Annotated in this window: 13 protein-coding genes; 8 read left to right on the top strand and 5 right to left on the bottom strand. The window is 41.8% G+C overall.

What is annotated here, in order from left to right; all coding sequences use genetic code 11:
* Positions 1 to 140 precede the first annotated feature (140 nt).
* The 5 genes from L4C32_RS01890 to L4C32_RS01910 are packed head-to-tail and all read left to right on the top strand — an operon-like array spanning position 141 to position 4816.
* On the top strand, positions 141 to 962 hold the full coding sequence (locus L4C32_RS01890; RefSeq protein ID WP_428195161.1) for an ABC transporter substrate-binding protein: 822 nt from the start codon (positions 141 to 143) through the stop codon (positions 960 to 962).
* A 25-nt stretch (positions 963 to 987) separates the two neighbouring features.
* On the top strand, positions 988 to 1686 hold the full coding sequence (locus L4C32_RS01895; protein ID WP_428195162.1) for an ABC transporter permease: 699 nt from the start codon (positions 988 to 990) through the stop codon (positions 1684 to 1686).
* A 7-nt stretch (positions 1687 to 1693) separates the two neighbouring features.
* The gene (locus L4C32_RS01900; protein ID WP_428195163.1) at positions 1694 to 2413 is read left to right on the top strand and encodes an energy-coupling factor ABC transporter ATP-binding protein; all 720 of its coding nucleotides are present in this window, start codon (positions 1694 to 1696) and stop codon (positions 2411 to 2413) included.
* Positions 2394 to 3008, top strand: coding sequence for a molybdenum cofactor guanylyltransferase MobA (gene mobA / locus L4C32_RS01905; protein WP_428195164.1), 615 nt, complete (start codon positions 2394 to 2396; stop codon positions 3006 to 3008). The genes L4C32_RS01900 and mobA overlap by 20 nt, the downstream gene beginning before the upstream one ends.
* A complete protein-coding gene (locus tag L4C32_RS01910; RefSeq protein WP_428195165.1) occupies positions 3005 to 4816 on the top strand; it encodes a bifunctional molybdopterin-guanine dinucleotide biosynthesis adaptor protein MobB/molybdopterin molybdotransferase MoeA in 1812 nt (603 codons plus the stop codon). The genes mobA and L4C32_RS01910 overlap by 4 nt, the downstream gene beginning before the upstream one ends.
* A gap of 57 nt (positions 4817 to 4873) precedes the next feature.
* Here L4C32_RS01910 and nagK read toward each other — a convergent pair whose 3' ends face one another.
* Both nagK and L4C32_RS01920 read right to left on the bottom strand, forming a co-directional pair.
* On the bottom strand, positions 4874 to 5782 hold the full coding sequence (gene nagK, locus L4C32_RS01915; protein ID WP_428195166.1) for an N-acetylglucosamine kinase: 909 nt from the start codon (positions 5780 to 5782) through the stop codon (positions 4874 to 4876).
* Positions 5783 to 5939: 157 nt separating this feature from the next.
* Positions 5940 to 6674: a tRNA-uridine aminocarboxypropyltransferase gene (locus L4C32_RS01920; protein ID WP_428195167.1), complete on the bottom strand. Its 735-nt coding sequence runs from the start codon at positions 6672 to 6674 to the stop codon at positions 5940 to 5942.
* 121 nt (positions 6675 to 6795) lie between these two features.
* Between L4C32_RS01920 and L4C32_RS01925 the strand changes: the two genes are divergently transcribed.
* Positions 6796 to 7257: an NlpC/P60 family protein gene (locus L4C32_RS01925; protein ID WP_428195168.1), complete on the top strand. Its 462-nt coding sequence runs from the start codon at positions 6796 to 6798 to the stop codon at positions 7255 to 7257.
* Between the two features lie 30 nt (positions 7258 to 7287).
* Here L4C32_RS01925 and L4C32_RS01930 read toward each other — a convergent pair whose 3' ends face one another.
* The 3 genes from L4C32_RS01930 to L4C32_RS01940 form a co-directional block, all read right to left on the bottom strand.
* Positions 7288 to 7626, bottom strand: a complete 339-nt coding sequence (locus tag L4C32_RS01930; protein WP_428195169.1) for a DUF3802 family protein — start codon at positions 7624 to 7626, stop codon at positions 7288 to 7290.
* 131 nt (positions 7627 to 7757) lie between these two features.
* Positions 7758 to 8732 carry a sensor domain-containing diguanylate cyclase gene (locus tag L4C32_RS01935; protein ID WP_428195170.1) on the bottom strand — a complete coding sequence of 325 codons (975 nt, stop codon included), beginning with the start codon at positions 8730 to 8732 and terminating at the stop codon, positions 7758 to 7760.
* Positions 8732 to 9715, bottom strand: coding sequence for a response regulator (locus L4C32_RS01940; protein WP_428195171.1), 984 nt, complete (start codon positions 9713 to 9715; stop codon positions 8732 to 8734). Before L4C32_RS01940 ends, L4C32_RS01935 begins: the two co-directional genes overlap by 1 nt.
* 380 nt (positions 9716 to 10095) lie before the next feature.
* On the opposite strand from L4C32_RS01940, the gene L4C32_RS01945 reads away from it, so the two are divergent.
* Both L4C32_RS01945 and L4C32_RS01950 read left to right on the top strand, forming a co-directional pair.
* Entirely contained in the window at positions 10096 to 10962 is an 867-nt protein-coding gene (locus tag L4C32_RS01945) for a fructosamine kinase family protein (RefSeq protein ID WP_428195172.1), read from the top strand.
* A gap of 149 nt (positions 10963 to 11111) precedes the next feature.
* Positions 11112 to 12482, top strand: coding sequence for an MATE family efflux transporter (locus L4C32_RS01950; protein ID WP_428195173.1), 1371 nt, complete (start codon positions 11112 to 11114; stop codon positions 12480 to 12482).
* Positions 12483 to 12486: the final 4 nt, after the last annotated feature.

Below are 12486 nucleotides of genomic sequence, written 5' to 3' on the forward strand. Positions count from 1 at the left end.
TATTATGGATCAATATCCTTACTATTCAGAGTGTTATAATTATCTAATGGGGTTTAATAAGATTTCTTCTATTCTGGCACCAACTTTGCTATGTATTACTCAAATTTTAAATCCTCTCAACCATTAAGGAACGTTTCTCTATGTCTTCTGTTGTAAAATATGCTTCTGTTTCGTTTAGCCTTCTCTGCGCATTTCAAGCGACAAATAGTGTTGCTGCTGATGAAAATATGACCATTCGGTTAGCAACAACAACCAGCACTTATCATTCTGGTCTTCTGGATTATCTATTACCAAAATTTGAAAAAACGACTGGCTACCATGTTGATGTGCTCGCTGCTGGCACGGGTAAATCGCTTAAAATGGGTGAAAATGGTGATGTAGATTTGGTGATGACCCATGCGCCAAAAGCAGAAGCCTATTTTGTTGAGCAAGGTTTTGGCGTGCTACCACGTAAACTGATGTATAACGATTTTATTGTTGTTGGACCGAAAGCGGATCCAGCGTCGATCTTTGGTACTAAGGATGTGATTAACGCCTATCAGAACATTGCAAAAACCAATTCGACCTTTATCTCTCGTGGTGATGATTCTGGTACTAACAAAAAAGAGAAGATTTTATGGGCTCAAGCTAAGATCGAACCGAATTTTGGTGGGTATAAAGCGATTGGACAAGGTATGGGTCCGACTTTGAATATGGCTAATGAGCTGCAAGCTTATACCATGACCGACCGTGGTACGTGGTTGGCGTATCAAACCAAACTTGATTTAAATATTGTTGTTGAAGGGGATAAAAAGCTATTTAACCCGTACCAAGTTATCCTTGTAAACCCGAGCCGTTACCCAAGCATTAACTATGATGGCGCTAAGGCGTTCAGTGATTGGTTGGTGACCCCGAAAGCACAGCAGTACATCAATGACTTCAAATTAGCTGGGCAACAGTTGTTTGTTGCCAGTGCTGACTAGTCGAACGTAAAGTAGAGTCTATAGCGTGAATATTTGGCTATCAACCCAAGAGGCGGTCTCACTCTTATTGAGTGCAGACCCAGATCTTTGGAGTATCGTTGCCGTGTCATTTTCGGTATCCCTTTTAGCTATCGGGTTAGTGGTGATACCGTCGTTATTATTAGCGTTGGCGTTGGCATACAGCGAGTTTAAAGGTAAGTGGGTTATTATATCGTTAATCAATACCTTACAAGCGGTTCCGACCGTTGTGATTGGATTATTACTTTATATGTTGCTTTCTAGAGCAGGTCCCCTTGGTGATTGGCAGATGCTGTTTACTCAAAAGGCGATGATCGTTGGTCAGATGCTCATCGCCTTCCCTATTCTAACGTCGATGATGCACAGCACCTTTCAAAATAGTGACAAACGAGTGTTGGAAACAGCATTTACCTTAGGTGCTTCAATACCACGTGCGTGGTTAAGTTTAATATTTGAGTGTCGTCTCCCGTTACTGGCAGCGGTAATTTGTGGGTTTTCACGCATACTTACTGAGGTGGGTTGTTCAATGATGGTTGGGGGAAATATTCTCAATGCAACGCGTAATATTCCAACGGCAATAGCACTGGAGAGCCAAAAAGGTGCTTTTTCTCAGGGTATTGCTTTAGGTATGGTATTACTGATTTTGTCCCTACTGCTCAATTTTTTATTGGCTAACAGTCGTGGTCAAGCGTATTTAAGGGGGTAATGATTTAATGACAGTGAAAATTATTGCTCATGATCTCTCGATCTCTTTTGATCAGAGGCTCTTGTTTCATATTCCTCAGCTCAGTTTAGGGCCAAAAGAGGCGGTCTATTTGCGTGGACCTAATGGAGCAGGTAAAACGACACTGCTTAAGATTTTGTCAGGGTTAATGACCCCTTCAACTGGCAAACTGAGTTTCAGCCGAGTCCACTGGATAAAGCGATTGTTTGGTTTTTCAGGCAACAGCCAAATTACCTATCTGCATCAGACTCCGTTTCTGTTTGATGGATCCGTATATGACAACGTCAATTATGGTCTCAAGTCCAAAGCAATGACTCGTCAACAGCGTCGTAATGAGGTCATCAACGCACTGCGTCTTGTGGGGCTAGAGACGATGTCAGACGAGCATATCTCGGTCTTATCAGGAGGAGAGCGACAGCGGGTTGCAATGGCGCGAGCTTGGGTATTGAAGCCGTCAATTTTATTAATGGATGAGCCAAGTGCCAGCGTCGATAGTGATTCGATTGACTTGTTGGTAGTTCTTGCTAAAGATCTGTTGTCACGTGGCGCTAGTCTTGTGATCACAAGTCATCAAACCAACGCGTTAACCGATTTATGCCACAGACAGTGGACTATCGATGATACGGCATTGATTGAAACCGCAAATTTACACATAATTAACGATTCAACAGCTTCACTCAAGGAATCAGATGTCCCTTCAACCGCATAAAGCAGTAACACACGTAGATAATTCAAAGGTAAGTTGGGTCATTTTAGCGGGTGGCCAAGCTTCAAGAATGAATGGTAACGACAAAGGATTGGTTACGTTGGCTGGAAAGCCGCTTATTGAGTATGTCTATCAAACTCTAAGTGCTCAAACGGACTCTATTTTCATCAATGCTAACCGTAATCTTGAATTCTACCGTCAATATGCCCCAACCTTTAGCGATCAACTGGCGGATTACCCTGGCCCCCTTGGCGGCATCCATGCGGCACTAAAGCAAATCGACAGTGAGTGGATCGGTTTTGTCCCCTGTGATTGCCCCAAGCTACCTGACAATCTGGTTGAAAGGATGATTAGTGGTTGTCATGAAAACACCGATATCGCTGTGGCGCACGATGGAGAATCACTGCAGCCTGTGGTTACCATTTTCAACAAGCGAGTCCTGCCTTTACTGCAACAGTTTCTAAATAACGGTGATCGTAAAATCATTCTTCTTTACAAATTATGTAATACAATCGAAATTGACTTTAGTCAGCAGTCTCAAGGCTTTATTAATTTAAATACTCCTTCAGAACTACAACAATATGGTGAATTACTATGAGTCAGGCGTATCGTTCGACACTGTCTTCGGTCACTCCATTTCTCGGTTTTGCCGCTTATAGTGGTACTGGTAAAACCACCCTATTAGAGCGCTTAATACCGAATTTAACCGCACAAGGGTTAAAGGTTGCGGTCATTAAGCATGCTCATCACGATTTCGATATTGATCAAGAAGGTAAAGACAGTTTTCGTCTTAGAAAGGCGGGAGCCAGCCAGATGTTGATCAATTCACGCTATCGCAGCGCACTGATCACTGAAACCCCAGAAACTGAACAGAGTTGTCAGCAACTACTCAACGCCTTGGATCATGACAATCTCGATCTTATTTTGATTGAAGGGTATAAAAAACTCTCATATCCAAAAATCGAGTTACACCGTCACGAGGTAAGCAAGCCTTGGATTCATCCTGAAGATGATAATATTGTAGCCATTGCTGCGAATATTGAGGCTGACTCTTCTTTGCCGCAACTTGATATTAACAACCTTGAGCAGTTAACTGATTTTGTACTCTCCTACTTAAAAGAGTATCAACATCAAAATCAGAGCGATCATAAGGTTAATAACGACCTATTATCGCCGGCATTTTTATCGGTGGAACAGGCAAAAAGCAATATTCTAGATTCGCTAACGGTCAGTAGCAATTCTGTTGAATTATCCCTTTTTGACGCGGTTAATCATACTGTTGCTTGTGATCTGCTTTCTCCGATCAATGTGCCGCAGTACAATAATTCCGCTATGGATGGTTACGCGATTGTCGGCTGCAACTCTTCACACCCTAACTATAAGGTTGTCGGCTCCGTAATGGCCGGTCATCGTTTTGAACACACTCTATCACCCGGCGAAGCGGTACGTATTATGACTGGCGCACCTGTACCAGATAATGCAACAGCCGTCATCATGCGTGAACAAGCCGAAGAGCGCGACAACATGGTTCAATTCTCGCTTGAGTTGAACGAGATTAAAACGGGCCAGAATATCCGCTTAGCGGGAGAAGATCTAGCAGTAGGAGAAGTGGCCATAGCCAAAGGGACTAAAATCTCGTCCGCTGAACTCGGCATGATCGCTTCATTAGGGATCACATCCGTTACGGTTAACCGCCCTATCCGTGTCGCTATTTTCTCTACAGGAGATGAGGTTCAAGCACCCGGCGAAGCGCAGAAAGAGAGCAGTATATACGACTCTAATCGCTATTCACTATTTGGTTTACTGAGCCATTTAGACTGTGAGGTTATTGATCTTGGCATAATTGAAGATAGCGAAGAGAGTTTACAACAAGCTCTGCTTAGCGGTGCGCAACAAGCAGATTTAATTATTTCATCAGGTGGTGTGTCGGTAGGTGATGCGGATTATATTAAGAGTTGCTTAACCAAGTTGGGTCAAATTAACTTCTGGCGTATCAATATGCGCCCCGGTCGTCCGTTAGCATTCGGCACGATTTTTTCTGAACCAACAGATCATACTCCTTTCTTTGGGCTTCCGGGAAATCCAGTGGCAGTGATGGTCGCCTTCCTACAGTTTGTTGAGCCTGTGATCCGTCGCTTACAAGGCCAACAGGACTGGCAAGCTGAAAAATTGGTCGCGTTAGCAACGGAAAACATTCGTTCTCGTGTGGGTCGAACTGAATACAGTCGTGGGATCTATACCATTAACCATAACGGCCATTTAGAAGTGAGGACCACTGGAAAACAAGGCTCCGGAATATTACGTTCAATGAGCGAAGCGAACTGTTTGATTGAAGTGGCACCAGACGTTGAAAACGTTGAAATTGGTGCAAAAGTAACGGTTATTCCCTTAGTGAGCCGTTTATAAGTGATGTGAATAGCCTGAGAGAAACATCAGGCTATCTTTTATTTTCTTATTCTAAGGTTATAAAATATTTAGAAAAGCTGCTCCGCGTACACCACCTGAGTCACCATGTTTCGCTTTGATGATTTTAGGAACCTTGGCAACAGAAAGAAGATGTTTTGACATTCTCTTTGGTAGCTCTTGGTAGATTAAATCGTAGTTAGACAAGCCGCCACCCAGTGCCACGACATGGGGATCAAAGGCTGTGAACAGATTAGCAAAACAGATTGCTAATAACTCCATAAAACGTTCTACATGCTCTACCGCTTTTGCCTCACCTGCTGCTTGATTGGTAATGATTTCGGTCGCTTTTAATGTTTCGCCATAATAGTGCGCATAAAGTTGTTCAAAGCCTCTACCCGATAGGTAGTTATCAATACAACCTTTCTTATCACATCCGCAATCAAATAGTGGTGCGTTATCCCCTAGATGAAACCAGCCATCAATTGGCATGCGGGTATGACCCATTTCGCCTGCGACATTGTTTCTTCCCGTGTATACTTGACCATTTATTACAATACCACCGCCAAAGCCGGTGCCTAGAATTAGGCCCAATACAGACTTCTCATCTTTTAAATCATCATCCCATGCTTCAGATAAAGCAAAGCAGTTAGCATCGTTATCGATTTTAACGTCTCTGACCAATTTGGCTTCTAGATCTTTTTTTAAGAAATGTCCTTTTGCAGCGGGGATATTACTGGTGAGTATGGCTCCGGTATCAGCATCTTCCATGCCTGGAATACCAATACCAATCTTGCCTTCGCAACCAAATTGGGCATCATACTTTTTGATTAGACCAACAATGATATCGATCAATAGCTCATAATTTGAGCCTGGTGTAGGTACGCGCTCTGTTGCGACTCGTTGTAAGTTCTCATCGAAGGCGCCAAATTCTATTTTGGTGCCACCAATGTCAAATCCATAAAACATACTGCTCTCCCAAAAATGTTACAGAGGCAAATTACCTCATTAAAATATTGAGTTAATTCTAACTATTTTTGTGTCGTTAGTATTCTATAAATGTCCCGATTTACATTCAAGAAACTGATGGAGGTCTCATTGACAATACAATTATGTGTTACGGAGATCATCCAGCGATAAGAGAGCGCTGATAATCGAACATTCTGTTGAGTGCCACGTTTCTATCCGCGAGCTTCAAGGGTTGCTTGCTACACAAATAGTGCTCCTTAAAAACATCAAACCACAACTCCATGTGTTTAGCGGTCTCTTTTTCTCCATATAAATCGAGCACGATAGCGGCCACCTCTGCGGTCGCCAATTGGTAATCTTTAGATGCTTTTCGCATGATGTACTTTGACAGCTGGTCTGCTTTAATTGAGAGTACCGGAAAACGATTAAGGTAAGGAGAGCGCCGAAATATTTTGCATGCCTCGCGCCAACTCCCGTCTAACATAATAAACAGCGGTCGTTTACCATCAGTCACCTCAACCGAACTCACTACTTGCTGGGGTGTCTGCACATAATCGCTAGGAAAAACAACAAAAGGTTGCCATTGCGGGTCATTGAGTAGATCGAGCATTTCTTGATTAGGCTCGGTCCTTGACCAAAGGTAGGCGTAAGTCTCTTGCACAACGTCGGCAATGAGTTTCCCGGTATTGCTTGGTTTGAGAACTTCAGTGTCAAACATGATCAACAAAAAAGCAGCATTAGAGCTCACTTGAGGTTGATGGGCACAAATACAGTAATCGATATTCACTTGGCAATACTGACAACGCTTTACTTTCGCGCCTCGGGCATTAAAAGGTTTCGTAGAGCGGGCTAGGCGATCGATATGGAGGGTATGTACTTTGTGTATTCTCATGTGAGCATCAGTAAATAAATGAGATGGGCATTCTACGCGGCGTAGAGAGTTATTTCTAGCCAAAATATGATGTTATGGTAGAGTAAATGATTAAATTAATGATGTAATAGTGGTTATTTCAATGCGTTATCTTCTTATTATCGCTCTACTGTCTGTGGCGGGTTGCTCAACCACCCCCTCCGTGTCAACGTCGCCAGTATCTCAGAATAAGTTTGTCCAAACCAACTCCATCTTCACTTCTCATTATAATAATTGGAAAGGTACGCCATATCGACTTGGTGGCGTATCGAAAACAGGGATTGATTGTTCAGCCTTTGTACAGATTACCATGAGGGATGTCTACCGCGTAGATGTCGCAAGAACCACCTTACAACAACAGCAACAAGGTAAGCTCATTGCACGTGGTAATCAGCAACCTGGAGACTTAATTTTCTTCAAAACGGGTCACAAGGTTCGACATGTTGGGGTGTATTTAGGAGAGAAACAGTTTATGCATGCGTCAACATCGAAAGGTGTGATTATCTCTCGTACGGATAACCCCTATTGGGCCAGCAAGTTTTGGAAGATAAAAAGAGTGATGTAGTACCCCACTGGTTAACAGCGGGGTGAAATCTTATTGCGCTAATACTGAATCAAAGAGATTCTTGATAAGGCTGATATACTCTTCAAGGAAAGCAACTTGTTCATTGGTCGCTTTGGTTCCCCAAGCACTAGCAAGCACTTCACCTAAATCATCAACCACAGCATCTGCTTCTTTCAGAAGCTGAAATCTAATAATGCTGCTTAATTCTGGATTTTGATCAAATACTGTCATGATGTTAGAGGCAACCATGTCGGTGACAACATCTTCTACTGTTTCATCACCAGTGTCTCCATGACCATCTATAAAAAGTGCTAAATTTTCAGTCAAATATTCAATTAATGATAAGTAACCATCATTATCAACTACCATATTATTTTCCAGATAAGTGAAACAAAGAAACGATTTTCGCTATTATTCGATTAAGCGGTGCTGTTGTAAATCAACTTTAAGGCAGATGGTGCAAAAAATATGGAAAGTGGCATCTGCATCATAAATATTCTTTATAAGGCTTCCATCTCTTGCTCAAATACAGTTGTGCGATTTCGGCCACTCTGCTTTGAATGATATAGCGCACGGTCTGCTTGACTCAACCATTGTAGATGATCCTCACAATCTTCATCAAGTTGGCTCACGCCAATACTGATTGTAAAGGAGACTTCGTCATCTTCTGTTTTGATTATAGTCTCTTCTACTCGTTTTCTAAGCCTATCGGCAAAATAGAGCGCTTCGACTTGAGTCGTTTTCGGTAGTAACACTGCAAACTCTTCCCCACCATAACGGCCACAAAAGTCTGTACCACGTGAGGTTCGTAACAGTAGTGCTGCAGTTTCACGGATTACATCATCACCAACAATATGCCCGAAGTTATCGTTCACCTTTTTGAAGTGATCAATGTCGAGCATGACAACAGTTGAATGTCCGCCACTTGCTTTGGCACTATTGAATTCGCGTTTAAATTTATCTTCCCAATAAGCTCGATTAAATAACCCCGTTAAGCCATCAATTTGACTCAATCTAGAGAGGGCTTTATTAGATTCACGAAGGTGAAGTTTATTTTTTGCAATATCGGTTACATCAGTAATGATCATACTCACGTGTGTCACTTCACCAGACAGTGAGGTAAGCGGTGTTAAACTGATGTTTTGATACATCTCTGGAAGGCTGGCAGAGACAGGACAAAAGTTGGAAAAGTTGAACAAATATGGACGGTCTTCCCATGAGGTAAAAGAACGTGTCTTTAGCGTGATAGTCGCATCGACTTTTCGTTTTAACCACTCTTGAGGTAAGTCTCGACAGGATTCGAAGATGTTTTTTCCAATCATGTCATCACTTTTCACGCCACTGTATGCAACCATAAACGTGTTCCAAGCACAAATGTTGTACTCTTTATCCAACACAACTAGGCCAGCATCCATATGGTCTGTTACCTGCATGGCCCAATGGAGCTCAGAGATGTCGAGGGTTAAATTTGTCACTAAATCGTATCCATAATTCGAATGATTTCAGCCAGTGAATCTACATCCATTAAAAAAAGCACATCACAGATCAATTCAAGATCTTGTGCTTTATAGCGGTACTCAATGGCAAACATTTCCTTGTTGATATCGAGTCGTCTCTGACCACCACCGTGAGTAAATGCTCTGATTTCACGGTCTAGGATCAAAGGTTGTCTTAATGAGAAAGAGCAACCAATTTGCTCAGACAGTGACACTAAATACGATGAGACCAACAAATCAGAAACATCAATGTTAAGTTCGTTCTTATTACCATCATCAAGTTTAATGCCGATGCGCTCACCAAATAGGCTCACATCCTTGCCTGAAAGACACATCAACGCTTCGCCATGAATCCCACTACCAACAAATCGTTGTGATATTGGAGAGAGATCAGAGTTTTTAAAAATCGAATCCATCTTAATTTCTAACTGCTCAACTGACATCATTTTCAGTTTCGGTACTGGCATATGAAAGAATTCACCAGAATATTCTGAGATGATAGCAGCGCCTTTACCTAAGGCGACATTGCTGATCTCTTTAAATTTTGAGATATGGTCAAGGTGCCTGATCTCTTTATTAACCACTAAGCTAGGGCTGTTATAACTGAGTTCCAATTTTTCAAATAGCTCAGTAACCACTCGTTCACAGAAAGGTTTTTTAATAAAATCAAATGCGCCAAGGTTCAAGCAACGTTTAATGGCTTGGTCTTGCGTATCTCCAGAGACAACAATAACCTTTGATGGGTATGGATTGACTGGTAGCGCAGATAACACTTGATATCCGTCCATGATAGGCATGGTGAGATCAAGAAAAACAACATCGATATTTTCAGTTGCCAGTAATTCTAATGCTTCTTTACCATTCTCTGCGTAGTGTAAATCGATAGAGTTGGATTCGGTAAAATATCTTGCCAGTGATTTTCTCGCCAAAGGGGAGTCATCACAAATTAAAACACTAGGCATACATGAAAAGATCCATTACAAATATAGTTGAAGTTTCCTATCTTCTCATTAAAATTTAATAGGTTGTACTACTATTAAGTATAATAATGACAATGATCACGACGTTCATGTAAATAAAAAGTAAAGTCAATGCTCTTTAAGGCTTATATGAGGTGTTGTTTTATATATGGAACAGGCATCACACGTGTCGGATCGCTATAAGTAGCGGGCATGTTCTTTTTTTATTGATGGTTTTGTTTTAAAAATGCTCTTTTCCTCTGAGAGTTGGTCAAATAGTTATTCACGATCATTAAATGTGCTGTGATCCACAGTTTATTTCCTTGAACATAGTCTAGAATATCAATAGCTAAATACTCTTCCATCACTGTGGGGATACTATTATGTGGCAATCAATTTCTAAACAAATCTCAGATGCAACAGGATCCGAGTTCAATATCATTGAGCATGAAGTCATCGATGGTGGTGAAATTAACGACTGCTATATGGTATCTAATGGTGATCAACGCTACTTCATAAAAAAGAACAGCAAGTCATCACTACCCATGTTTCTAACTGAGGTGCAGAGTCTACAACAATTGACACTACCACATGAAATTGATGTTCCAAAAGTTATCCATGTCGGTACGACTAAAGATTGTTCCTTTTTGGTTTTAAACTTTCTTCCTACCAAACCGATTAGTAACTCCACCTCTCTTTTCTCTTTCGGTGCTCAGCTCGCTAAACATCACTTATGGGGCGAACAAGCTGAATATGGATTTGATGATGATAATTATATAGGCACTACCCTACAACCTAATGAGTGGAACCGTAAATGGTGCACTTTCTTCTCTGAACAGCGTTTGGGCTGGCAACTACAGCTAGCAAAAGAGAAAGGGATTAATTTAGGCAATATCAGTAATATTGTCGCCAATGCAAAATCGTTGCTTTCAAATCGACAACCTCGCCCCTCTTTGTTACACGGTGACTTATGGAATGGTAACGTGTCAATCTCGGTGAATGGACCTATAATGTACGATCCTGCTTGTTATTGGGGCGATCATGAGTGCGACATCGCAATGACCGAGCTATTTGGCGGATTCAGTGACTCTTTTTATCAAGGGTATGAATCTGTGAACCCGCTCTCTGAGGGCTATCAAGATCGAAAAGAACTTTATAACCTTTATCACATCCTGAATCATTGCAACATGTTTGGTGGCGATTACCTTAACCATGCACAGAAAATCATCTACGATTTACAACTCGATTAAACGTCTAATTTAACTCTCAAAATTAATGTAAGGCATTGAAGAAATTTAATGCCTTTTTCTATTGTGTTCACATATTTAACAAGATAATGTTCATTAAGGTTAATTACCCACTTGGTAGTTGAATTTTAACCGTTGTATCTGGAGTTTTTGTGCAAAGTTATCGTTATGAATTGGCCCGTTTATCCAAGCTGACCTTTCCTGTATTTATCGCGAGTGTCGCCCAAACTGGAATGGGTTTTGTGGATACGGTGATGGCAGGTGGCGTTAGCGCTACCGACATGGCAGCCGTTGCTATTGCGGCGAGTATCTGGCTCCCTTCTATTCTTTTCGGGGTCGGACTGTTAATGGCACTGGTTCCGGTTGTTGCTCAACTTAACGGTTCCGGCCAACGCGATAAAATACCCTATCAAGTACATCAAGGTTTCTATCTCGCCCTGTTGATCTCTGTCCCGATTATGTTGCTTCTCTATAAAGCGGGTTACATCATTAAATATATGGACGTTGAACCGGCACTACAGAGTAAGACTATTGGTTATATGTACGCTGTTGTGATGGCAGTACCTGCATTTTTACTTTTTCAAACATTACGTAGTTTCGCTGAAGGATTATCGCTCACCGTACCTGCGATGGTAATAGGCTTTATCGGTTTGGTTGCCAATATCCCCTTAAACTGGATGTTTGTCTACGGTAAATTTGGCTTACCCGCATTAGGTGGTGTTGGCTGTGGCGTTGCGACTACCCTCGTCTATTGGTTGATGTTTGTCTCTTTACTGATTTATGTATTAGTGAGTCCAGTTCTTAAGAAACATGAATTGTTTAAAACGTTTTTTACCCCGGATAAAAAAGCAATCACTCGTCTGTTTAAACTCGGTTTCCCGATTGCGGCATCCATTTTTTTCGAAGTGACTCTATTTGCAGTGGTTGCTCTGCTGCTTGCTCCTCTTGGATCTCTCGTTGTTGCCGCTCATCAGGTGGCAATGAATATCTCTTCGCTTATTTTTATGCTCCCAATGAGTATCGGGGTAGCAGTGAGTATACGTGTTGGCCATCAACTGGGTGAGAAAGATATTGAAGGGGCAAAAATTGCGTCGAATTGTGGGTTGGCTTTAGGACTTTCTACCGCCTTGTTGACTGCTGGGCTTACCGTTCTATTCCGCGAGCCTATCGCACTGCTCTATACTGACAATCCTGAGGTTATTACTCTTGCGACCAGTCTTCTGTTACTTGCGGCCATTTACCAATGTACAGACTCAATACAAGTGATCGCTGCGGGTGCGCTTAGAGGGTATAAAGACATGAGTGCGATCTTCTCTAGAACTCTTATTGCTTATTGGTTTATCGGCTTTCCTGTTGGTTATATTTTAGGGATTACTGACTGGATTGTTGAACCTATGGGGGCTCACGGATTTTGGATTGGTTTCATTTGTGGTTTAACGACGGCGGCTATTTTACTCGGTAAACGCCTTTTATGGATTCACAAACAAGACGAAGAGTTTCAACTATTATTGGCTGAAAAATAAGGAA

The organism is Aliivibrio kagoshimensis (assembly GCF_050337105.1).
Classification (GTDB): domain Bacteria; phylum Pseudomonadota; class Gammaproteobacteria; order Enterobacterales; family Vibrionaceae; genus Aliivibrio_A; species Aliivibrio_A kagoshimensis.